The organism is Paenibacillus sp. EKM211P, from assembly GCF_011066175.1.
GTDB classification, from domain to species: domain Bacteria; phylum Bacillota; class Bacilli; order Paenibacillales; family Paenibacillaceae; genus Paenibacillus; species Paenibacillus polymyxa.
The window spans coordinates 48411-72246 of sequence record NZ_JAAMNS010000007.1 but is presented as its reverse complement, the minus strand read 5'-3'; the positions used below and the strand labels follow the sequence as shown (position 1 = coordinate 72246).

General features: G+C 41.8%; 25 protein-coding genes. 16 read left to right on the top strand and 9 right to left on the bottom strand.

Annotated elements, in window-relative coordinates; all coding sequences use genetic code 11:
* Positions 1–95 precede the first annotated feature (95 nt).
* The 5 genes from G9G57_RS12830 to G9G57_RS12810 all read left to right on the top strand — a co-directional run bounded on the left by G9G57_RS12830 (position 96) and on the right by G9G57_RS12810 (position 6150).
* The gene (locus G9G57_RS12830) at positions 96–1127 is read left to right on the top strand and encodes an agmatine deiminase family protein (protein ID WP_164965033.1); all 1032 of its coding nucleotides are present in this window, start codon (positions 96–98) and stop codon (positions 1125–1127) included.
* A 29-nt stretch (positions 1128–1156) separates the two neighbouring features.
* On the top strand, positions 1157–2032 hold the full coding sequence (gene aguB, locus G9G57_RS12825) for an N-carbamoylputrescine amidase (RefSeq protein ID WP_016818981.1): 876 nt from the start codon (positions 1157–1159) through the stop codon (positions 2030–2032).
* A 140-nt stretch (positions 2033–2172) separates the two neighbouring features.
* Positions 2173–2703, top strand: a complete 531-nt coding sequence (locus G9G57_RS12820; protein ID WP_019687171.1) for a hypothetical protein — start codon at positions 2173–2175, stop codon at positions 2701–2703.
* 288 nt (positions 2704–2991) lie between these two features.
* Complete coding sequence (locus G9G57_RS12815; protein WP_164965032.1) at positions 2992–5013, top strand: oxidoreductase; 2022 nt, start codon at positions 2992–2994, stop codon at positions 5011–5013.
* 216 nt (positions 5014–5229) lie between these two features.
* Positions 5230–6150: an aminoglycoside phosphotransferase family protein gene (locus G9G57_RS12810; protein WP_164965031.1), complete on the top strand. Its 921-nt coding sequence runs from the start codon at positions 5230–5232 to the stop codon at positions 6148–6150.
* 47 nt (positions 6151–6197) lie between these two features.
* Here the strand turns inward: G9G57_RS12810 and G9G57_RS12805 are convergent, their stop codons facing one another.
* The gene (locus tag G9G57_RS12805) at positions 6198–6632 is read right to left on the bottom strand and encodes a hypothetical protein (RefSeq protein WP_164965030.1); all 435 of its coding nucleotides are present in this window, start codon (positions 6630–6632) and stop codon (positions 6198–6200) included.
* 177 nt (positions 6633–6809) lie between these two features.
* Between G9G57_RS12805 and G9G57_RS12800 the strand changes: the two genes are divergently transcribed.
* From G9G57_RS12800 to G9G57_RS12785, 4 genes are all read left to right on the top strand, one after another.
* Positions 6810–7259, top strand: coding sequence for an immunity 63 family protein (locus tag G9G57_RS12800; RefSeq protein ID WP_164965029.1), 450 nt, complete (start codon positions 6810–6812; stop codon positions 7257–7259).
* Between the two features lie 131 nt (positions 7260–7390).
* Positions 7391–8374, top strand: a complete 984-nt coding sequence (locus tag G9G57_RS12795) for an ABC transporter substrate-binding protein (RefSeq protein WP_017428529.1) — start codon at positions 7391–7393, stop codon at positions 8372–8374.
* 33 nt (positions 8375–8407) lie between these two features.
* Positions 8408–9433 carry a FecCD family ABC transporter permease gene (locus G9G57_RS12790; RefSeq protein ID WP_017428530.1) on the top strand — a complete coding sequence of 342 codons (1026 nt, stop codon included), beginning with the start codon at positions 8408–8410 and terminating at the stop codon, positions 9431–9433.
* A complete protein-coding gene (locus G9G57_RS12785) occupies positions 9430–10437 on the top strand; it encodes a FecCD family ABC transporter permease (protein ID WP_164965028.1) in 1008 nt (335 codons plus the stop codon). Before G9G57_RS12790 ends, G9G57_RS12785 begins: the two co-directional genes overlap by 4 nt.
* 74 nt (positions 10438–10511) lie before the next feature.
* Here the strand turns inward: G9G57_RS12785 and G9G57_RS12780 are convergent, their stop codons facing one another.
* Positions 10512–11087, bottom strand: coding sequence for an NAD(P)H oxidoreductase (locus tag G9G57_RS12780; RefSeq protein ID WP_016818994.1), 576 nt, complete (start codon positions 11085–11087; stop codon positions 10512–10514).
* A 231-nt stretch (positions 11088–11318) separates the two neighbouring features.
* Here G9G57_RS12780 and G9G57_RS12775 point away from each other — a divergent pair, with 231 nt between their 5' ends.
* Positions 11319–11702: a winged helix-turn-helix transcriptional regulator gene (locus G9G57_RS12775; RefSeq protein ID WP_017428532.1), complete on the top strand. Its 384-nt coding sequence runs from the start codon at positions 11319–11321 to the stop codon at positions 11700–11702.
* A gap of 73 nt (positions 11703–11775) precedes the next feature.
* Here G9G57_RS12775 and G9G57_RS12770 read toward each other — a convergent pair whose 3' ends face one another.
* From G9G57_RS12770 to G9G57_RS12760, 3 genes are all read right to left on the bottom strand, one after another.
* Positions 11776–12204, bottom strand: coding sequence for a VOC family protein (locus G9G57_RS12770; protein WP_044786539.1), 429 nt, complete (start codon positions 12202–12204; stop codon positions 11776–11778).
* Between the two features lie 199 nt (positions 12205–12403).
* The gene (locus G9G57_RS12765; protein WP_031463480.1) at positions 12404–13816 is read right to left on the bottom strand and encodes a hypothetical protein; all 1413 of its coding nucleotides are present in this window, start codon (positions 13814–13816) and stop codon (positions 12404–12406) included.
* A 28-nt stretch (positions 13817–13844) separates the two neighbouring features.
* Positions 13845–14357 carry a histidine phosphatase family protein gene (locus G9G57_RS12760; RefSeq protein WP_164965027.1) on the bottom strand — a complete coding sequence of 171 codons (513 nt, stop codon included), beginning with the start codon at positions 14355–14357 and terminating at the stop codon, positions 13845–13847.
* Positions 14358–14693: 336 nt separating this feature from the next.
* Between G9G57_RS12760 and G9G57_RS12755 the strand changes: the two genes are divergently transcribed.
* The gene (locus tag G9G57_RS12755; RefSeq protein WP_016818999.1) at positions 14694–14885 is read left to right on the top strand and encodes a DUF3934 family protein; all 192 of its coding nucleotides are present in this window, start codon (positions 14694–14696) and stop codon (positions 14883–14885) included.
* A gap of 140 nt (positions 14886–15025) precedes the next feature.
* The gene (locus G9G57_RS12750) at positions 15026–15718 is read left to right on the top strand and encodes a pseudouridine synthase (RefSeq protein ID WP_031463481.1); all 693 of its coding nucleotides are present in this window, start codon (positions 15026–15028) and stop codon (positions 15716–15718) included.
* A 54-nt stretch (positions 15719–15772) separates the two neighbouring features.
* Here the strand turns inward: G9G57_RS12750 and G9G57_RS12745 are convergent, their stop codons facing one another.
* The 4 genes from G9G57_RS12745 to G9G57_RS12730 are packed head-to-tail and all read right to left on the bottom strand — an operon-like array spanning position 15773 to position 19773.
* Positions 15773–16876, bottom strand: coding sequence for a GerAB/ArcD/ProY family transporter (locus G9G57_RS12745; protein WP_044786533.1), 1104 nt, complete (start codon positions 16874–16876; stop codon positions 15773–15775).
* 12 nt (positions 16877–16888) lie between these two features.
* Positions 16889–17116 carry a hypothetical protein gene (locus tag G9G57_RS12740; RefSeq protein WP_016819002.1) on the bottom strand — a complete coding sequence of 76 codons (228 nt, stop codon included), beginning with the start codon at positions 17114–17116 and terminating at the stop codon, positions 16889–16891.
* A gap of 6 nt (positions 17117–17122) precedes the next feature.
* Entirely contained in the window at positions 17123–18301 is a 1179-nt protein-coding gene (locus G9G57_RS12735; protein ID WP_274597703.1) for a Ger(x)C family spore germination protein, read from the bottom strand.
* Between the two features lie 44 nt (positions 18302–18345).
* Positions 18346–19773 carry a spore germination protein gene (locus tag G9G57_RS12730; RefSeq protein WP_164965025.1) on the bottom strand — a complete coding sequence of 476 codons (1428 nt, stop codon included), beginning with the start codon at positions 19771–19773 and terminating at the stop codon, positions 18346–18348.
* A gap of 788 nt (positions 19774–20561) precedes the next feature.
* Here G9G57_RS12730 and G9G57_RS12720 point away from each other — a divergent pair.
* The 4 genes from G9G57_RS12720 to G9G57_RS12700 all read left to right on the top strand — a co-directional run bounded on the left by G9G57_RS12720 (position 20562) and on the right by G9G57_RS12700 (position 23721).
* A complete protein-coding gene (locus G9G57_RS12720) occupies positions 20562–21404 on the top strand; it encodes an alpha/beta fold hydrolase (RefSeq protein ID WP_025364815.1) in 843 nt (280 codons plus the stop codon).
* Between the two features lie 243 nt (positions 21405–21647).
* Positions 21648–21926 carry a DUF6809 family protein gene (locus G9G57_RS12715; protein ID WP_164965024.1) on the top strand — a complete coding sequence of 93 codons (279 nt, stop codon included), beginning with the start codon at positions 21648–21650 and terminating at the stop codon, positions 21924–21926.
* Between the two features lie 226 nt (positions 21927–22152).
* Positions 22153–23373: a WXG100 family type VII secretion target gene (locus G9G57_RS25885; RefSeq protein WP_017428545.1), complete on the top strand. Its 1221-nt coding sequence runs from the start codon at positions 22153–22155 to the stop codon at positions 23371–23373.
* 15 nt (positions 23374–23388) lie between these two features.
* Positions 23389–23721: a hypothetical protein gene (locus tag G9G57_RS12700; protein ID WP_017428546.1), complete on the top strand. Its 333-nt coding sequence runs from the start codon at positions 23389–23391 to the stop codon at positions 23719–23721.
* Positions 23722–23836: the final 115 nt, after the last annotated feature.

Genomic DNA, 23836 nt, shown 5'->3' with positions numbered 1-23836 from the left:
TTATTAAAACTTTTCCGCTTCGATTGAGACAAAGATCATATTATTGTATGATAGGAGCGGAGTCTACATTCTGAAAAGAAAGAGAGTTTCAATACATGCAAATTAAGGATTCACATTATAAGATGCCGCCTGAATGGGTGCCACATGAACGTACGTATATTTCCTGGCCTGTAAAATCTTCAATGGTTTACCCCGATATGCATGCCGAGGTATGTAAGGGTTATGCCGAAATCGTAAGTGCTATGGCGGAATTTGAACCAGTTACCGTAGTCGTAAATCCAGATGATCTGGAGAGCGTTAAAGCGCTTGAGCTCGGGGAACGGGTAGAACTGTTACCAATAGAGCACAGCGATGCGTGGCTACGTGATAACGGTCCAACTTTTCTGACGGATGAGCAGGGTCAGTTGGCAGGTATTAACTGGAAGTTTAATGCTTGGGGCGGCAAATATGCTCCATGGGATCTGGATGACCAGGTTGCGCCGCAAATACTGGACAAACTTGGAGTTCCGCGGTTAGATGCACCGCTAGTAATGGAAGGCGGCTCACTGCATGTAGATGGCGAAGGTACTCTAATTACAACCGAAGAGTGCTTGCTCAATCCCAACCGCAATCCGGAATTAAGCCGAGAAGAAATAGAACGGTACGTATGCGAATATACAGGTGCCGAGAAAATTATCTGGCTAAAACGTGGACTCAGTGGCGACGAAACGGATGGTCATGTGGACAATATTGCTTGCTTTGCTGCTCCTGGCAAGGTCATTATGCAAGTATGTGATGATCCTGAGGATGAAAATTATGAAATCACGCAGGAAAATCTGCGTATTCTAGAGCAAGCAACGGATGCCAAAGGTCGTAAGCTGGAAGTGATTCAGATCGGCCAACCGCCGCGTGTGGATTATGAAGACAGCCGACTGACACTGAGCTATATTAACTTCTACTTTGTGAATGGCGGCATTATTTTGCCTGTGTTTGGCGGAACTGCTGCTGAGAGTGATCTTGCAGCCCAGCAAGTGCTGTCAAAATTATTCCCGAATCGCAAGATCCGCACTGTAGATGGTATGGCAGTTATCCGTGAAGGCGGTAACGTACACTGTACAACCCAGCAGATGCCTGCTGTAAAGCGTTGAACGATACAACATTTATAAGGAGGACTAAGGTGAGAAAAGTAAAAGTGGCAGCAACTCAAATGAGCTGTTCTACCAATATCGAAGAAAATATCAGCAAAGCAGAGAAGTTGGTACGTGAAGCGGCGGCCCAAGGCGCGCAAATAATTTTGCTGCAGGAATTGTTCGAAACTCCATACTTCTGCCAGAAGGAAAAGTCTGATTATTATGTATATGCAACTGAGTTGGAGCACAACAAAGCGGTTAACCATTTCAAGAAGATTGCCAAGGAATTGCAGGTTGTGCTGCCAATCAGCTTCTACGAGAAGAAGAACTATGCTCGTTACAACAGTCTTGCTGTTATTGATGCAGATGGTGAAGTGTTAGGTAAATACCGCAAAAGCCACATCCCGGACGGCCCTGGGTATGAGGAAAAGTTTTATTTTAATCCGGGCGACACCGGTTTTAAAGTGTGGAATACACGTTATGCCAAAATCGGAGTAGGCGTGTGCTGGGATCAATGGTATCCTGAGGCGGCCCGCTGTATGGCGCTTATGGGCGCAGAAATTTTATTTTACCCGACAGCGATTGGTTCAGAACCACAAGATTCCTCCATTGACTCCAAGGACCACTGGCAGACTTGCATGCTAGGTCATGCAGCTTCCAATCTGATTCCAGTCATTGCTTCCAACCGTATCGGAAAGGAAACCGATGAAGAATCCAGCATCAATTTCTACGGCTCATCCTTTATCGCTGGCCCTCAAGGGAATAAGATAGCAGAGGCTGGTCGTACCGATGAGGAAGTGCTTACCGCCGAATTTGATCTGGACGAGCTGGAAGTAGGGCGGATCGAATGGGGTATTTTCCGTGACCGTCGTCCCGAACTATACAAAATGATTGCCACCTATGATGGTGATCTAAAAGTATAATCTGTATACAGATAGATATATTTCCCTTGCCGTTAAGCCGTGATGTTTCTTTTTTGAACTCACACGGCTTTTCGAGCGGGGGATTTTTGGTTTCTAAATGGGAGTACATCTTGTGATAGATCGGAGGAAGGAGAACAGCAATGAGGCATAAGAGGATAGACCAATCGTTAGCACAGTTCAAAACTTCGACAGAAGAAAATCAAGAATGGGGATACTCGCGCGCAAGAGATATGGCTATTTTGGGCTTTTGGGACGAGTACACGCTATCTGCGCAGCGTTTATGTGAACGAATGGCTACCGAAACCCATCAAATGAGACCTTCTGAGTACGTTCCGTTCCCAACTCAGTTTGAATGGCTGGAACAAGGAGAAACAGACTTGATTATAGATGGAATATGGTCAGCTGATTTACATGGTGATCATTGTCTGTTTGTGAATATTGGGGAGCATCACCCAGAACGGCATACATCGATTGAAGCTTATATTTACGATACGCAGGTGATAGATGAGGGATTCTTCCTTCAATATCTGAACACCTCTCCTAAAGCCAAAGCCTACACACCTTCATTTAGCAAAAATGGATATGCTACAATGTGTGAACTGTTGGACAGATATGTTAGGGAAGGAATATTGGAGCGTAGGCCCTACGGTTTCAAAAGAACGGATACATAGGTGAATAACGAATAAAGTATGATTTGGGTTTGAGCTGAAAGGAACATTTCTTAAAGGATGGTTCCTTTTTTTATGTAGGACTACATTTTATCTATAGACTGAAACTATGATTCAGCGTATAAAATAGCATTAGAATTTATAGATCGAATAATATAAAATCAAGTCATAAGGAATGATCGTACTCAATAAAACTTCGATATTCTTTAAAGTGAAAAAAATCACATATATGAGTTATGTAATGAAACTTGAAAATGAATGAAATTTGCAAAACTGCAAGGAGGAAGAACTATGAACCACTATCCTGCGATATTTGAACCTCTGACCATACGGCGTATGACCTTGAAGAATCGGATTGTAATGCCCCCGATGGGAACCAACTTTGCTGCCATGGATGGAAGCTTTGTTCAGGATCATATTGACTATTACGTACAACGGGCCAAAGGGGGGACCGGCCTGATCACAGTAGAAAATGTTTGTTTGGATTTCCCTATGGGTACGAACGGAACAACCCAGCTGCGGATGGATAATGATCAGTTTATTCCTGGCCTGTTTAGATTAACAGAAGCTCTGCACTCTTACGGAGCATGTGTTTCTGTACAAATTAACCATGCGGGTGCTTCGGCTTATGCTGGACGACTGAACGGAGTTCAACCCGTTTCTTCTTCGAATATTCCTTCTAAAAAGGGTGGAGCGATTCCAAGACCTTTGCAAAAAGAAGAAATTTATGCCATTGTACGTAAATACGGAGAAGCAGCGGGAAGAGCACAGCGAGCAGGATTTGACTGTGTTGAAATTCACGCGGGACATTCCTACTTGCTGAGTCAGTTTCTTTCGCCGGTGTACAATAAACGTACGGATGAATTTGGCGGCAGCGCAGAAAACCGTACTCGTTTTGCCAGATTAGTCATTGATGAAATTCGTTCAGTGGTGGGTCCATTCTTCCCCATTTGCTTACGTTTTAGTGCGGAGGAGTTTACAGAAGGTGGGAATACCTTGGAAGATACACTGGAGTTACTGGAGTATCTCAATGATGAGGTAGATATTTTGAACGTTTCTGCAGCTCTAAATGATTCCATTCAGTACCAGATAGACGGGATGAACCTGCCAGATGGTTGGCGCTCTTATATGGCTAAAGCAGTAAAAGATAAATTCGGAAAGGTCACGATGACCTCAGGTAATATACGGAGCCCACAGGCTGCGCAGGACATATTGGAAAGAGGTGACGCTGATCTTCTGGCAATGGGCAGAGGCTTGATCGCAGAACCGAACTGGGTACTCAAAGTGCAAAACGGCTACGAGCATTTGCTTAGAAAATGCATCTCCTGCAACATTGGTTGTGCCGATCACCGTATCTCCAAAAGTAAACCAATTTGCTGTACGGTAAATCCAGATTTGTTCAAGGAAGCTGAATACCGGAAACAACGAGTTAGAAACAATGTCCAAGTCGTTGTGATCGGTGGGGGTACCGCGGGAATGGAAGCGGCCTGTACAGCGGCTGAGGTAGGCTGCCAAGTAACCCTCTTTGAAGAAAAGGCAGAACTGGGTGGCCTTGCGCGTGATATTGCACGCTTACCAGACAAAACGCGCATCAATGACTTCCCAGATTATCTGATTCAGCGCACCAAGCAATTAACCAATCTGAATATTGTCACAGGCACACGAGCAGATCTGACGATGATTAGTGCTCTGAACCCTGATATTATTGTTAATGCAACGGGGGCCAAACCGCTGCTTCCACCGATTGCAGGTCTGCACGATCAACTAGGAAAACCGGGTACAAAAGTATTTTCTATCTTTGATCTGTTGAACAATATGGAGAACTTTCAAGAGTTTGAAGGCAAACGTATTGCTGTAGTGGGTGGTGGAGCCGTGGGACTGGATGTTGTAGAATATTATGCAGAACGCGGGGCTCAAGAAGTTTCCATTATTGAAATGATGCCTTTATTGGGTAAGGACCTGGATATGATTACCCGCATTTCAATGATGAAAATGGTGGAGGAACGAGAAGTGAACGTCCATACAGAGACAGCTTTGACGGAAGTGTGCAGCGACCGTTTCAAAGTAAAGCGTGGAGAACAGGTGTTTGAGATTCCTTTTGATCTCGGATTCGTATGTTTGGGTATGCGTTCATACACTCCACTGATGGATAGCTTGCTTCAATATGGAAAAGAGCATCAAGTGGAAGTTGTAAACATCGGAGACAGCAAACAAGCACGTCGTATTATTGATGGTACCCGTGAAGGTCGGAATATTCTGAAAACTATTCAACGGGTAGACGAATTTAAAAATGAGTTTTCCTATGCTTACTAAATTGAGGGTATAAGTGATAGGTACTTATGATAGGTAATTATAATGGGTATTTATGATAACAACTCATTTTATAGTCAGGTTGAAGAGATAATTTTTCTTTTCAGCCTTTTTTATTTGGGTTTATGCTGGCAAGAAGATTGATTCCTCCCTCATTTTGAAGGTAAACTATGGAAGGCATAGCAAGCAAGGTTATTATTAGCGTGGAGGGATGCGAGCGTGAGTCAACTCTTGAGGGAAATACCGGGTGCCAGCGCATGGAGCAACGTGCAAGAAATACATAAGGGCTGGTCCAGTGACAACAAGTATCATATTCAAACCGCTGACGGTAGGGAGTTACTATTGAGAATTTCGGATATCGCCCAATATGACAAGAAACAGCGAGAATTTGAATCCGTAAAAAAGCTGCATCATATAGATAATATTCTAATGTCCCGTCCGCTTGATTTTGGGATATGCAACAACGGACAGTCGGTATACTCTTTATTTACCTGGGTCAACGGGGAAGATGCTGAAGGTGTTATCCCATCGTTAAACGCCGAACAGCAGTATCAACTCGGGTTTCAGGCGGGAGAGGTATTGGCTAAATTGCATGAGATTCATGCAGAGCAGGACCTGGTCCCATGGGCTGAACATTATAATGCCAAAATCAACAGATATATTAGAAACTTTAAGTCATGCGGTATTGCTTTAAAGGGAGCAGACCAAACGATAAGCTTTATTGAGCAAAACCGTCATCTATTAGAAAATCGCCCCCAGACATTTCAGCACGGGGATTATCACGTCGGAAATATGGTGGTTACCCCATCTGGTGAACTGGGGATCATTGATTTTAATAGGCTGGATTATGGTGATCCCTGGGAAGAATTCAACCGTATTACCTGGTGTGCAGGATTAAGCCCATTATTTGCTTCAGGTCGTATTCACGGTTATTTCCATAATGATGTACCGGATTTATTTTTTAGATTAATGGCACTGTATATTGCAAGCAATCAGCTTTCATCGATTCCCTGGGCCATTCCATTTGGCAAAGAAGAGGTAGACGATATGGTACAACAAGCAGAAGAGGTTTTGGAGGCATATGATTGCTTTCAAATCTATATCCCGAAATGGTATCTACCTAGTTGTCCTGACTTGTAAAATATGAAGACCGCCGCTCCTGAGAGTGACGGTCTATTTATAGTGCTTTATGATTGTTTCTTAATCTTATAGGTGAATTCCCAAACGGCTTGATGACCTGAGTATCGTCCACGATTTTCAGTAACAGTGACTCTTAACTTAACGGTAGAACCTTTGGAAGAAACCGAAGAGACCTTTACATTTTTCGTGGTTTCGCCTACATCAGGAATTTTGTCTTGTTCCTCAGCGTACGCATACAGCTTAATGCTACTACCCGACTTGGCTTTTACTTTTACACTGTTACCTTCACTAATGGACTGACCAGCCACCTGGGCAGCGATGGCCCAATCGTTGCCTACATGGTCATTCGAGACCAGGGTTGCTTGCTGAAACGTAATGATATACGTGGATGCTGCTGAAGCTGCGAGCGCGTATGTTCCATTGAAGATTAGGGATACCACTACCAATAAAATAGCCGATGCTTTCGCCCATACTTTATTCATTTGCCTGTCCCTTTCAATATGAAATATCGAGGGAAATTCCCTCTATTCTAATTATCGTTTGCAGCAAAAAGAATTGTTAATGGTTGGTAAAAAAATAGTTTGGTATTTTATTGCATTACTTATAACCTAATATGATGATGACTTAAATTTTAGTATAGAAAAGGAAGATGAAATAGGATGAGAAAAATATACAATGAACAAGAAATCATAGAAATGACCGTTAAGCTGCTCGAACAAACTTCGATGTACGAAGAACAGTATGAGCAATATGTAAGCCGACCTTTCCGTACAGGTTTTTATGATGATCTGAGTCCGCATGTGAAAGTTGGCAAACAGGGGTACACGCTCCAAATGTATGAAAGAGGCGTACAGATGCTAAATAAGCTTACCAAAGATGTAGAGGATGTGATGTATTGGATCATCGAAGATACGATTCATATCATTGCTCACCTAAATCTGCTTCGTAAATATAAAGTAGATAACCGAAATACTCATCTAAAATATACCAAGGAGATCATGAAGGAGCTGACAACTGAAATAAATAAAGCATTTTTTGAAATTGGAGGAATCTATCAGGAATGGCATGAAGCGAATAGAAGGGCAACGTTGGAAAATCCATTAAAGTAACTAAAACGTAAAGAAACAGTTGACAATCTTGGAGGTGAAATTTACAATTTTATATTAGTGATAATGATTATCAATATCACTAATTTTAAGTATGCTCTACAATTACAATATGTTAAAGGAGAATTTACAACATGCATTATATGATGAGCAAGAAATTTTACATGATTTTGTGTGCATTATTCGTAATAATCTTCGTTATTTCAGGGTGTGGAAATGCTGGCAGTTCCTCAGATTCATCTGCTCAACCTGCATCTTCGGCGAAGGAAGAGGCAAGCAGTGAGTCTGGTACACGTACAGTGTCTACGATAAAAGGAGATGTAAAGGTGCCTGCTAACCCCCAACGGGTAGTGGTGAACTGGTATATTGGCGATGTATTCACGCTGGGAATCAAGCCAGCTGCGGTATTTGGTTGGAAACAAGAAACCATGCCTTTTTACGATAAGTTTAACGGGATTCCTGTTATTGAAAAATGGGAGACTGAGGAAATTATGAAGTACGATCCAGATCTCATCATTACATATGATACAAAGGATTATGATAAGCTGTCCAAAATTGCACCTGTTCTTGTAATACCTGAGGGTAAGATGACGTCTGTGGAACGGATGAAATTCCTTGGTCAGGCCACAGGACATGAAGCAGAAGCGGATAAAGTGATTTCACAGTTTGAAAGCAAGTTGAGTGAGGCCAAAGAAAAACTAAATTCCGACATATTCAAAGACAAAACGTTTAGCATTTTTGAGGACTGGGGCAGTGGCTCCTACGGAATATATTATGAAACAGGCTCACGTGGAGGAACGTTGATTTACGATTATCTAGGACTTCACAAACCGAAAAAACTCAACACATTGGTTAAAAATTCTGGAGAGGGGAGAGGTTCTTTATCCTACGAGGTAGCTGCTGAATACTTTGGCGATTATGTCCTGTGGTTTAAGCAGGAAGGCAAAGAATCCGAATATGCGAAAACCAAAATCTGGAGCAGTATTCCAGCCGTCAAAAATGGGCACATCATCGAAATTCCAGCGAAATATGCAGGACTGTTCTACTATTCGGACGTTGCTAGTATGACAGGACAGCTAGATTATATTATTGGAAAATTACTGGAGCAAACGAAGTAATGATGCATATGTGACCAACTAAGGGTGTAATCAATGTCTACTCACAAAGAACGAAATAAAAAAGGAATATTTCATTTTGTAAGCTACATGATTGTGGGCGTGTTTCTGCTCATGATAGTTTCCGCAGCATCCATCACCTTTGGTGCTGCGGAAATGAGCTTGAAGCTGGCATGGGGGGCTGTATTTCAATTTGATCCCAATATTACGGAACACCAAATTATTCATACATTGCGTTTTCCACGCACTGTGGCGGACATCATTGTTGGGTGTAGCCTAGCTGTGTGCGGGGCGATCATGCAGGGAACGACTCGCAATCCATTGGCCGACTCGGGACTCATTGGTATAAGCTCAGGCTCGACATTTGCTATTGCACTATGTATGGTCTTTTTGCCAGGGCGCACCTATGGTGAAACCATGCTGTATTCTTGCTTGGGCGCAGCAACCACCACAGGAATTACGTACTACATCGCGTCTATAGGCAAACGGGGGATGACGCCTCAGCGCTTAGTGCTAGCAGGAATGTCCATCTCTATGCTCTTTGGTGCGTTCAGCACTTTTCTCGCAATTAAGTATGAGATTGGTCAAGCACTTGATTATTGGTCTGCTGGTGGTACAGCCAGTGCCAAGTGGAGTGAACTGGCTTTCATTTCACCACTATTTGTAGTGGGCTTGGTCTGTGCTATCGCCCTGTCTCCCTCCATTACGATCTTGAGCTTTGGAGAGGAGGTGGCATCAGGCCTAGGAATTCGAGCGAATAGAATCAAGCTATTTTCAACCTTAATCGTATTAATTTTAACGGGGTTATCGGTTATTGTAGTCGGTCCTGTTGGGTTTGTAGGTTTGATCGTGCCACACATTATACGCTATCTGGTCGGTACAGATTATCGATATATTATTCCCGCCTCAGCGTTGTATGGAGCAGTGTTTCTACTGGCAGCAGATTTGCTGGGTCGAATGATTAATCGCCCTCATGAAACGCCGCTAGGCATAATTTTTGCTTTGGTCGGCGTACCCTATTTTCTCTACCTTGTGCGCAAGCAAAGGAGGGAGTTTAGTTGAATCTGTCCCGCAATAGCAGGGGTATAAGCATTATTTTACTGTTAACTGTGTTGACACTGCTGGTTGCTGTACTCAGCATGAATGTCGGGAAAATGAATCTGTCCCCACTCGAAGTTTTCAAGGTCATCATCGGCGAAGGAACGAGCAAGCAGAATCTGATCGTATTTGAATTTCGACTGCCACGTATTGTGCTTTCCGTATTAGTGGGTATTGGCATGGGGATGTCGGGTTGTATTATGCAAAGCTTGCTCAAAAACGACATGGCCAGTCCGGGCACACTAGGCATCAGCTCGGGCTCGGGGTTATTCGTGCTTTTATATATTACGCTGTTCGCTAGTGAGGGATTACTATCGCCTATTATTCTTCCAGGGCTGGCTTTTGCAGGTGGGCTCACAGCAGCATTTTTGATTTTTATGTTTGCTTTTAGGCGGGGAAGAGACATTTCACCTACAGGCCTAATTTTAACGGGTGTTGCTATGGGGAGTGGCTACAGCGCATTGTCGCTGCTACTGACGCTCCGACTAGACAAGCAACAGTATGATTTTGCTCTGCGTTGGCAGGCTGGAGACCTGTGGGGGGACGACTGGAACTATATTATGGTGCTGCTTCCCTGGGTGCTGGCCATCTGCTTTTATGTTTTTTACAGGTCTAACACACTCAATACGCTGAACTTGGGCAATCAGACAGCATCGGGGCTTGGCGTAGCCATTAAAAGGGAATTTATCGGCTTGACGATCGCAGCAGTGGCTCTGGCTTCTGGTAGCGTGGCACTTGGTGGGAATTTCTTTTTTGTGGGCATGGTTAGTCCCCATCTGGCTCGCAGGTTGGTAGGACCCAATCATAAGCTGCTGTTACCTACTACTGCATTGGTTGGCTCGCTCGTTATATTGATTGCTGATACCCTTACACGCACGATCAGTTTTGGTGCTGATATTCCAACCGGAATCATAATCACTATCTTGGTTACCCCTTATTTTCTCTATTTGTTGTCGAAGGCCAGTTAAAGTTTAATAAACGAAAAAAACGCTAACCCACTTCCATGGAAAATATGGATGGGTTAGCGGCTTGTAAATAAAGCCTAATCCTTGGCATAATTCAGACCCAAGCGATAAGCTTGGTCCAGCAATATTTCATAATGAGCAGAATTTGAACCCAGAGTCTCATCTAAGAATTCAACCTTGGAGTTGGAAACACCGCAATAATCTGCAATACCCACATTCAGCAAATGAGTAATCATTTCATCATATCTACGCTTTTTCAGCTGTTCTTTCGAAACGCCGGACAAGCCAATCCACAAGATATGCTGATGATGAAGGTGATTCGAACCGTACGCAAACCCATTGTTCCATACACGGTCAATATAACCCTTCAGCATAGCTGGCAAATGCCACCACCAAAGTGGAAAAATAAATGCCAACGCATCATGCTCTTTCAACCGCCTTATTTCCATTTCTACTTCAGGGGAAAAAGACTGCTCCGCAACGGACCAATCCGGTTCATCTACTCCTTTTAAAACAGGATCAAAACCGATCCCATGCAAATCCAATATCTCATAATCGTGGCCCGCATCGACAAGACCTTGTACGAAACGACCGGCAACCTTAAAGGTCAGGGAATCTTTTCTTGGGTGTGAAACAACGACTAGTACTTTCATGTTTTCACTACCTTTCTCAATAGGCTAACTTCTAGGCATGCTCCATGCTTGCTGCTATTATAAACATTAGGAAAATAATCTGGAAGTACGCACTTTTACGTTCTATAGGATAATACAGGTGCCATAGGAACATGGAAGTGCCCTAGGTAGATTACCTAAATTGACCTGAGTCACGAATTGAAGTGATGGGTTGTTTTTAGCAAACGTAGCCTTCTAAAGGAGGATAAAGGAATGAATGAACCGACCAAAAATAGGGTTCAAAAGAAGTATCAAGTTGGAGTGGAAGCAGCTTTAGAGGTAATGGGAGGAAAATGGAAGCCTTTAATTATCTACCATCTGATGACAGGACGGAAACGATCGTCTGAGTTTCGTCGGTTAATGCCTGGCATTACTCAAAAAATGCTGACCACTCAGCTCAGAAACCTGGAAAAGGATGAGATTGTTACACGAGAGGTTTATAATGAAATCCCACCTAAAGTGGAGTATGAGTTAACGCAGTACGGCTGGGGATTAAAACCCGCACTAGACCATTTATGCTATTGGGGAGAGAATCACCTGGATAAGATCCATGGAGACAAATCCAAGGTTTTGGAAGAATTTCAAGGCTGCGATTGATATGAAGCCCTCACAAAGCATTCAATCAGAAAAGCTTGCGAAGGCTCCACTGTCGTATGACAATATAAAAGGCCTATCTGCCGGTCATTTCGTTATCATAGCTTAATTGCCATTCAATTCCAAACTTATCTTTAAGGCTACCGTAGCATTTGCTCCAGAATGTTTCTTGAAGCTCCATGTTTACGGTCGCGCCTTCTTTTAATTTGTGAAAGTATGAACGAATTCTCTCCTCGTCCTTATTGACGATGGCGAGGCTGATGTTGTTTCCCGCAACAAAAGGCATACCAGGAAAAACGTCTGAAAACATCACATTACTTCCATCAATTTGAAGCCGCGTATGCATGACCAGATTTTTGGCTTCTTCTGTTAGAGGATAATCGGGGTTGGGCGGTGCTTCCCCGAACGTCATGATCTTTGGTTTCTCAGTCCCAAAAGCATGTGCGTAAAATTCTACTGCCTCGCGACAGTTTCCATTAAAGTTAAGATAAACATCAACTGACATCTGCGTCATTCCCTTTTGGCTGATTTTTTACAGGCTAATTTCTTATTTTCATTATTAACCTGTGCACAAGCAAAAATACACTCTTGCTGACATCCTAACACGTAGCCGTTAAGGGGGGAGCGTCTTTTAAAGGAAAGTAACCCGCAAAAAGGATGCTTGCCCTTAAACAAACTTTTTGCGGGTTATGATTATGGATTGGCTAGATGGAAATCAAGTTTGGAGAGGCTGGATGATAGAGCAGATGACGTGAAATGTCGCCGGGATGCTGTACGAAAAGTGGTCCCCAAGCAGGATTGGTGTCGTGCATCAGCTTTAACAGCGATATCATCCGATTAAATATAACTTGCAGATCCGCTTCGCGAGAAAGACCCTCGGTGATAGCAGCAGCTACCACATGCGCAGCGTAGAAGCCGGAACGGTGCTCGTCAGTAAGCGAACCTGTAGTTTGCAGCAAGGTTCGTAAATGTGCGGCGACGCTCTCATCCTCGTTTCTCCAGTTCTGGATTTCATCCAGACTGTGGTTTTCGAGGCTTATAAGTTTAGTCTTCATTATGGATTCTGCCACAATACGTGCAGAACGTTTTGCTGTGTTAGCGTCGATAGCTCTGCCGTTAAGTTTAATATTGGACAAATCCTTGTCGGTTTCCGATTCAATGATTTCCGCCCATGCTCCAGCTTGGTCAAATTCCAACAGTGCAGTGGCGTAGGCACCCAAGTATCCCCGTAAAATATCTGCGGCGTGTGGATCACGGGCAGGTCCCTCATTTCGAAGTTGAGCCCTGCCGGAAAACGCGGCATTCATACCCCGAAAATAACCGACTAAACCAATGGCAGCTGCTGGTCCCAAATTTAGGACACCCAATACATCAGACGCGGTTTCATCAATGCGAGAAGCCCAGTAGTCCGGTAGCCCTTGTCCAATATTTTCGCTGTTTAATCTGTTTCTGACGACATTGGCCAACTCTTGAAGTAGACCCAGATCAGCATGCAAAATATCATGACCACATACTTCATGCGGGATACTGGACCAAGCCATTAGACCGTTTGTCGCATGTGCAGGAGGAAGGCTAACTATAGCTGCTTGCACTTTAAATACAGCTGTGGCGTCAGCGGGCCATGTGTATGGGCCATTTTCCGGCGCTCCCCATTTTACAAGAGCTGGAATGATGCTGAGATCTGGTTCTTTTATTCCTTGGCGATCTTCTGCGCTAAGAAAACCGTCATACAGGTCGCTCACAATTTCCTGAAAAGCATCGGTCGCGAGGACATTGTAGCCTTCTCCATTTTGCAAAATGCTCTGAGCGATATCCAGCATGAGTCCAGCAGCTCTAGTTCTGCTTGGGTCCTGAATTAAAATTTCAGTGAAGCCCTGTTGCCCGAGCTCGTCCAGTTCTTTAATAAACGGACTTGCAACCGTTTCTTGATATATTTTAGGCAGCTTGGCTTTGGCCGCGTGGAGTCTTCCCATCAGTTGATGATAGTCTGTAGGATCTGACGGTCCCTGAAGATTGGAGAGCACAGCCTTCTTCACATTTTCGATACAAAGAGACATGTTGGATACATCCGGTTTGGTAACAGTAGTGATGCGATTTCTTTCCAGCATTCCTTGCATAATTAGTTTACCTCCCAGTTTTTTTGAATTAAACTACAACAGGCTGCATCGTATTCCACAAACGCTTTACCTGGCACTTTCCATCACGAAACGTTAAAAGATAGAGATCCGGATTTGTTATCTCCTCCAGAACAAAATCTGGAGCATAGTGATGCAACAGAAGTGTTAGGATCAAGCGATGGGTGACTAACAGAAAGGTGTGTTGATCGCTTTTCAGCAATTCTTCCGTTAGGGAAGTGACCCGGGCGATAACCATTTCATCCGATTCCTCTTCGGTAACGCCTCTTACTCCTTGCTCTCTAAGGCGGTTTCCAGGTGGACCAAGTTTGATTTTTAATTTTTCTTCGATGATTTCCGCAGTCTGCCAGGCTCGCGTATATGGACTGGAAATGAAACGGTCTACATGTAAATCTTCCATTTGGGACAGAAAACCAGCTAACTGTTCCGCCTGATTAAAGCCATCTGAACTGAGTGGAGCATCTGGCTCGTTACCAGTTCCAATACCGTGGCGAGCCACATATAGCTTTACATCAGTACTCATTTAACACCCCTCTTTCTTCGGATAAAATTATCCTTTAAAGGAATTTAAGTAAACATTTTTTTCGCCCAGAGACTAACATGTGTGAGCTTTCACATGATTATGCTGTCCTTTTTTTGACACCTAATTTTTGCGAAGTTAAAATCTAAAAATCAAAAAAAATATAACTATAACAAACGATTAAAAGCTACTTATCCAGTTTTATAGTAGATCAGGACTGATATACATAAATATTTTCAATTCATTGCTTCTGTTTTCAAAACAAATGGGCATTATGTTCAAAGTAATGGTATGATAGCTTAGTTAAATCTGAACGACTAGTCATGGAGTGATTATAATATGGGTGGAAAAAGTAAGGGTGGCGGAACCGGCAGAGGTACGGGAAGTAAAGGCTGGACACGCTGGAACAAAACAGCGAAGCCAGTAAGGAGAAAAAGTGCTGCTACCGGTGCACCTGGAAATACAGCGACCGGAGCTGCAAAAGGCGCTGCTGCCAAGCCAAATGGGAATCGAGGCGGCAGAAGTAAGTAAGCCGAGCATGTATAGGGTTGTTTTCAAAGTCGAACATCTGATTATGCATATGTAATCAGATGTTTTTTTAATAAAACAATACAGATTTACTCTCTATAGTTATCTATAAATCTGATGCTACGATGTAAAGGAAGTGAATCATGCGAATTAACAAGTACATTAGTGAGACAGGATTCTGCTCACGTCGGGAAACGAACAGGCTGATTGCAGCAGGGCGGATTACAATTAATGGTAGCGTATGTGAAGCGGGTGCGGAAGTAGAGCCACAGGACATCGTGTTAATTGATGGGGAAACTATCCCAGTTAACCGTAGTAAACCCGTATATTTGGCATTAAATAAGCCTATCGGCATTGTATGTACGGCAGCGGAGCAAGTGGAGGGCAATATTATTCGTTATATCAATTATCCTTCACGTATTTTTGCCATTGGCAGACTGGATAAGGCGTCAGAGGGACTCATTTTATTAACCAACGATGGAAGCATTGTCAACCAAATGATGCGTTCCGAGCATGGTCATGAGAAGGAATACGTGGTGAGGGTAGACAAGCCTGTTACAGATGAATTTACACAGACCATGTCTCGCGGCGTTGAAATATTGAACGTCATTACCAAACCGTGTAAGGTTGAACATATAAGCGAATACGAGTTTCGTATTATTTTGACACAGGGATTGAATCTGCAAATTCGTAGAATGTGCAAGGCTTTGGGCTACAGGGTGCTAAAGCTGGAACGTGTTCGAATTATGAATATTACCTTGGATCATCTGGAACGTGGGCAATGGAGACATCTTGAGAAGGAGGAACTGGAGCTACTTCTTGCTAAATTGCAATAATGAGTACAACAAAAGTTTATTTGAGGACCGTATGTTTATACAGCCAACGCAACTTTAGTGATACTTTTTACGTAATTTCAACGAGCCGCCTACCTTGCCCATCAGCCATAACACAATAGGAAACACAATACCGAAAATCATGGCGTAAAAAGGCCATACTGAAAAAAACATGGTTATAAACTGCATGTTTGGCCAGATAGAACGAACCATTGCCATTGCAATTAGGATCAGAGGAATTAAGAGAGAGTTAGCGCTCCGCAGGCGAAAAGCATTTGCAAGCCCTTGCGCTGACACATATAAAAGCAGTGCGAGTCGGAAAAAAATGGTGACAAACCAAAACACGGCAACAAAAATTTCAAACCGTTGAAGAAACTCTCCGCTACTGATTGTTCGGTTAATAAAAAAAGTAGGAAACGTCAAATTAGATACAACACCTTCACTCATCACTGCGATTATTTGTAGAACCATGAAAAAATACATGCCGCCGCTAATCAAAGCACATGTTATCACTGTCTTTCTCCACTTTTTTGGATCAGGGATGTACTGTGCGAAAAAAAGATACAGAAATGCCTCAAGATAGGGAAAGGCAAACAAATTGAACGAAGCGAGAACGATAGGGTTTAAACCATACTCAAAAATAGGGAGCACATTATCTATGTTGCTCTCAGGAAGAAGGGTAATCCTGACCAAAAGATACAGAACAAGAAGGAAAAAAAACAGGATTTCCGCACAACGGCCAATTACAGCAGGGCCTGATCGAACGGCGAAATAAATGACTATTAGCATGATGAAATATATCGCGTCGGGGGGAGTTTCAGGCATAATAGCTATCGTGATAAAGTCGCCCAGATTTCGAAGCGTCATAATGAACACAAGAAAGGGAAAGAAAAAAATGAAAACGATGCTGATCGTCCCGCCCAAAAAAGGACCGAAGAGACAACGGAGATGCTCTACGAAAGATTTTCCCTGTATTTGCCTAGCGATGGAGGCATATAAAGGTATCAATAACAGATGAAACCCTAAGGAGACTGGGATGGAGAGCCAGGCATCTTGTTTTGCGGTAGCGGTAATTGCCGCTGGGAGTACCAGATATGCGCTTCCTATTTGATATAATGCAAACCACATAATAGCTTGTCGAACGGTCAAGTTGGAATTCATCCCAATACCCCCTTAAGATAACATTTCTGTAAGTAACCGGCTTATCGGTTGAAATAGGATTTGAATGCCCGTCAGTGGAGTCGGCAGTTTAATGCTGACGATCCGTAGGATAATCAATATGACGCCTATAATCAACAATATTGAGCTGAATACAATTTCACGTACATATTGTTTCTCTTTAAATTTTTTAAACTCATACAACGATGCTAAAATGGAAGTTACGAGAATAACATAAAGCATATGTACTCACTCCTGATTGTGTATTCCCATATCAATTGGACTGGTAATGTCTCCGAACCGAACTAAACGATAATTGAGCTGAATATCCACTTTAAGAGTTTGGAATTTTTGTGGCCAATCCTCTTTCCATCTATGCCATTCATGCGGGAACTTGCGGTGAAAAGCTTCTCCAAATCCGAATATATCGGAACCCATTTGTTGTGCGTTTCGAATGCCTCCCTTCAAAGACTGTTCCAGATGCTCTTTAGCTGTTTCTTGAAGATTTCTAAATGTCTCTTCATTCTTAAGGTTGGCATTGCACGAGACCGTTCCGATATTGGATTCTGTATCCACAATAAGAGAAATGCGTGGCTCATGGTCTATTATTTCTGGGCGTATTTTTACTTTGGAACGGATTACTTCAACAACAAATTTTCCTTTGGAATTCGGACAATTGATGGAAGCTACGGTACTGGAAACACGGTTGGATATATAGGTAAAGGCTTTACTTTGCGAATCATCCATCCAATCGATAAGTCGATCGCCCTTGAAAACACCAATTCCAGTGAAAAAATATTTAACATGTTGGGGCGACTTTGTCACATTATCAATAGTTAGACCTTTTTCTAGGTTTGTCAGTCGAATACCGGTGAGAACTGGTTCAATGCCATCCTTCGTAAATTTCTGCAAAAGATCTTTTACATTGACTGCGGAAGTTGGAGCCCATGCTTTTTCAGAGTTCTTTAATGCCTTATACATATCCATTGCAGGCAAGACTTCGGTTGGAGCTACAAAAGTAACGGCCTCCTTTGCTGAGTTTTCTCTGACAACGGCCAAATAGAAATCAGGCCGAACTTCATGGTCACGGAATAGAAAGTCCAGCGGCTCCTTGATTCCTTTTTTTGCTGTTTTTTCATCAAAAATGACAAATTTTAAGTGAGACATATACATTTTTCGGGACGATTCTGTTGTTAATTTTCGAATAGCTTCAAATATGGTATCGGCGCGTTTGGAAAAAACGATCGTTGGCGTCCGTTCCATAGGGGAATTCTGAGACATTTTCGATGGGTCAACCACTTGTAAACTGACTTCATATTGGTCATCAACTGCGTCAATGCCCAGAGCCATCACGACGGAAATTGCGCTCAATTCCTTACTGTTCCAGCAACCCGTAAGAAACACCATTAGCCAGATGCACGTAAACATTGATAAAATGGTGGATCGGTACGAGTTCATGATGGTCTACTCCTTTAGTTTTTGCGTTGTTTTTTAGTTTTATATGGAAAACGCAATATGGCGTCCCTCTGCTCCGACGATTTGTAATTGGCAAAGGGACTCAAATACGGTACACCGAATGAATGGAGCCTATTTAGATGCACAAAGAGCATGAGAATACCAACAGTCAATCCGTACACACCAAACATAGCGGCTATGCCTATGAAAGCGAAACGTAATATCCGAATTGGAATAGCAAAGGTGTACGAGGGAATGACAAAGCTCGAAATGGCAGTTATTGCAACAACAATGACCATAACAGCCGAAACGATGTTTGCTTCTACAGCTGCCTGGCCGATCACGATGGACCCGACAATAGAAACGGCTTGACCGACCGTCCGTGGCATACGGAGACCTGCTTCCCTCAGAATTTCAAAAACCACTTCCATGATCATCGCCTCAATAAATGCTGGAAACGGTACTCCTTCACGTTGCGCGGATAAGCTTAATAACAAAACTGTTGGAATCATATCCTGATGGAATGTTGTTAATGCGACATAGATGGCCGGAGCCAACATACAGATTGCCAGGCAGATGTACCTTAATATTCGAATAATACTGCTGTAAACATAGGACTGATAATAATCTTCTGCGGATTGAAGGAAATCTGCAAATACCGCAGGTGCAAGGATGGCGAAGGGAGAACCATCCACAAATATCGCAATTTTCCCCTCCATAATTCCTGCTGCAATAGAGTCTGGGCGATCAGAATTATAATAGAGTGGAAATATCGTGAGTTGCTTATCTTCATGGAGACATTCTTCCAAATATTCGCTTTCAAGCACGCCTTCTACTTGCATGTTCTTTAACTTGGATATCATGTCCTGCACCTTTTTTGGGTCAGCGACCCCATGTAAATACATAACAGATACATCAGTCTTGGTTTTTTCGCCAACTTTTACCGCAGTAAGACGTACTCTTGTATCCTTCACCCTTCGACGAACCATAGTCGTATTCGTACGCAAAGTTTCTGTAAACGCTTCTTGCGGACCTCTGACCACTGGCTGTGTCTTCGAGTCCGAAATGCTGCGTTCTTCCCATCCAGGCAATGAAATGACCAATCCTTCATCCATATCATCCAGCAGTAGGAGAAGACCACCGGAGAGGATCTGTTCCAAAGCATCTTCAAAATTTTGAGTGAAGCTTGCTTCACCAATGTCCAAAATTGCGTTTTTCAATAACGGTAAAGTAATCTCATCAGAGGAGACACGATCATGCAACGGGCGGATCACGTTGTCCTGTACCTTTTGCATGTCAGTCATGCCGTCCAAATAAAAAAGAGCGGCGTGTTTATGGCCAGCTGTGATTTCACGAACAACAAAATCCGAACTGTTTCCCATGAAGTCACAAATGAGATCTATATTCCGGCATAATTGTCTTGAAAATTTGGTATGTAACTTCATTATTACCCTCCTCAGATTCGTAGTATTAACAATAATCCGAAATAATACCACAATAATCCATGATTTATTCATTTCGTTAAGATTAATAACATCTTTAACGGTGGAGGATACAATACCTGCAATAATACTATGTAAAGAGCTTAATTTATCCAAATTTCAATTCATCCAATTATTCAAACAGGCTACAGATGACTATCTTTTTTTGGAATAGTTTACTTGTGTAGTATAATATTTTTGACGGATATTCTTTACTGTCAATTCATTTAAACATCCAGATAGAGAGGGATTTGATCATGCTATTCATTACAAAAAAATTGATCGACAAGCTAGCAGAACCTTATAGAGAATCTGACATGCTCATCTGCTATTCAACTCCACAGAGCTTTTCGGCTTATACAAGTCGAGCCATATTACTCTTAAATAATGATAGGATTATTATCCTTTTCCTCAATCTATTTTCCACAAAAGTAGTACAAAAAGTTGAATATGAAATAGCTGATTTACAGGAACAAAAATATCATTCTGGACACCTGTCTTCTGCAATATGGTCATTTAAAATCAAAGGCCAGCACAGTAGGTTCAGGATAATCAAAAAAATTCTTACGCTTGGCTCTATGCAAAGAGATTTTCTAAATTTCTTGCAACAAAATATCTTAAACTAGCGACCGAGTAGATCGGTAATTCCTGTCTGTCTGAGGGAGAGGCACTGGAAGTACTTAATGAGGATAAGTGATGAAGGTAATATTCGGTGTTTTTTTGTTATATATCATTGAAGGGAGGAATTCTACATGAATGAACTACTTATAAAAAGCGATGGAATAGAAATCTGTAGTGAGAGTTTCGGCGAGCGAGTTCACCCAGCAATATTACTGATTATGGGCGCTCAATCCTCACTGATCTGGTGGGAGGAAGAATTTTGCCAGCGTTTAGCTGATACAGGTCGTTTTGTCGTTCGTTATGATAACCGAGATGTCGGACGTTCTACAACTTATGAACCGGGTCAACCAGACTATACTTTTGAAGACATGGCAGATGATGCGATTCGAGTTTTGGATGCTTATAAGATTGAACAAGCGCATATCGTAGGGATGTCTATGGGCGGAATGCTGACTCAGATGATAGCTCTACGACATCCAGACAGAGTATTAACGGTGACTCTTTTAGCCACGTCCAATTTTGCTCCCGATCTCCCACCGATGGAGGAAAAGGTTATGGACTATTTCTCGAATATGGAAGCAATAGATTGGACGAACGAACAATCGGTGGTTGATTTTGTGGTGGGTAGATCAAGAATTCTAGTAGGTTCAAAGCATTCCTTCGATGAGAATAAGGTTTATCAATTGGCAAAAGAAGAATGGAAAAGAAGCAATAATATGGCTAGTATGAATAATCACGCAATGCTGTCAGGTGGAGAATCCTATTTGGCTAGGACAGGGGAAATAAACGTTCCTACACTGGTTATACACGGTACTGAAGATCCGATTATCCCTTATGAACACGGAATACATCTTGCTAACGAAATTCCGGGTGCGTTTTTACTGGCATTGGAAGGTGCCGGACATGAGATTCACTATGACGACTGGGATTTAATTATCGATTCAATTTCAAAACACACTTCGATGCCAAATTAGTTTAATCACCCGAATAATTAGATCAGATAAATTAGAGTAGAAAATGCAACTTTGTCAAAGTTGTCATTAGAAAAGTAGAGCTCTATCCTACGGGGTAGGGCTTTTTAATGGTTTCTAGTGATATATTCGCTAAATCATCATTATTGACATTACAATGGGATATTCTATTTTCAGGGAACAAAATGCATCTACGATTCTGGAATTTACACAAAATCTTATTAAAAGGGAGAAGAAGATGAATATATGAGTATCTTGGAGGATTTATACTGTGGAAAATGGTACCCAAGCGAACGAACCAAACCTAAAAACCCTGAGCTTGAGCTAGTCCATCAGAAAATATCCGCTTCTATGAAAGCATTAAAAGCAAAATTGTCGGAACAAGATTACGAATTAATCGAAGAACTATCCGATTTAAATGATGTACTGATTTCTATATTATCTGCCTCAGATTATATTTCAGGGTACAAAGCAGGGGCTTTGACGATAATTGAAATAATTGATGGGATAAACTACCGAAACTAAGAGATCGAGCTTTCAATGTATCGGCTTATTTTTATAAGGTGAATCATATAACTTAAGTAAGATGTATTTTAGGAATGGACAGCAAAAGAGAAGTATTTGAATAAATATAAGTCAGAGGTCATAGGGAATAAGTCTTCTGATTCTTATAACAATTAGGAATGAAGCAGGTTTTCCATAAATTAGAATAATGGTATTATGTCCTAACGAACTCAAAATGAGGTACATTATGACAACCATTAAAGTGACACCCGAACATCTTATAGCTGTCTCTAAGAAGTTTGAGCTTGCGCTGCAAACGGTGATGCAGATGAATAGTAAGTTATCGCAGCATATCTCGTTTATGGAACGATTCTGGGAGGGCATAACGAAGGAGCAATTCTATTACAGATTTCAAACATCCCAGAAGAATATGAATGAATTTGTTACACTTACAGATTCTATTGCAAAAGAATTGCGCCATCATGCAGATAAGTTTAGATTAACTGATTTATTGGAAACAGGTAATATTGACGCCAGTTGTTTACCACCTCCACCTAATTCATGTTCTGTTCCTGCTCCAGATACTCGAAATGCTTTCCAAAAATCGGCGGATAGCTTAGCAGAGCTTGGCCAGGATTTTGTAGTAGCTAATTCAGAACGATATGAGAAAAAATTTGATTCATTCTGGAGCTTCATGGATTATATGACGTACGGTATTCCAAAAGGAATGTATCAAGGGTACATGGAACGAGCAGCCAAACAAAACGATTCATGGAATGACATGCTCAATTTCGGTACATTTGGAGTAACAGGCATGATTCAGGGTGCATTCAATCCTACCAATGCGTGGTCAAAGGAACACTGGGCTAATATGATTGGTACAGCAGGATTGATGATAGGTTCTACGTCGACCAAAGCACTGATTAAGCCCAAAAATCTTTTGGAGGGATCCGTTAAGTATGAAGGCGCTAAAAGTACGAGCAATATCTTAAAAGATAGTGAACAGCACCCTGCTCTTGGAAGAGAGTTTTATAGAGATATTGGTGAAGAATTTAGAAAAAATCCCGATGATCCTTTAAAAGAAGTTATTGGACCCGGAAGAGAGTCACATCCACAAGAATGGAATAAAATTATTGACGAATTACATTCAGAGGGAGTAGAAGTTATATATAAAGGCAACACAATGGCTTATTCCCCTAGCAAAGGTGGGCCCGGCCAACTAATAATAGATGAAGACGCTTCTATAGGAGCATTAATTCATGAGTATACTCATTACCTGGACGATTCAAAGCATGGATTCCCCGGAATGAGTTACCATTTTCAAACAATAAATCGTGTGAAAATGGAATTAAATGCATATATGAGAGAAATAAAAATTGCCGAAGATTTGGGACGTAATGATATTGCAAATATGTTATTTGAAAATTATATTCAAGAAAGAAAATTACTAACAAGTCATTTAAAATAATTCAGGAGGAATAAAATGAATATAGTAAAAAAATTAGAAGAAGGAAAATGTTCAATAGATGAGTTAGAAAATTTGCTAGAAGAAAAAAACCCCATAGTTTTATATCATGCAATGACACATATCGGAAAAGAAGGCATTCGTGCAGAGGAAATATTAAAAAAATTAAATGAATTGTCTTTAAAAAGGGAACCTCAAGATAAGCTTTTAGGTACCTATAAGGTGGGAGACTTAGCAATCGCTACTATGATAAAACTTGGAGAAAAAGAAGATGAGATAACTGGTTTTGAAATTTTAGATGAATTCGAAAAAAAGATGCTTTTCCGTCTGTTTGAAGAAGTCGAGTGGTAAGTCTCCTGTTCATCTAGATAAATGTACTCAGTTCAAAACTTATTTCACCTCGAACGCTGAGGAGAAATAAGTTTTTGATATTAGGAAATATTGGTGCATACGCGCAGTCGGCGAA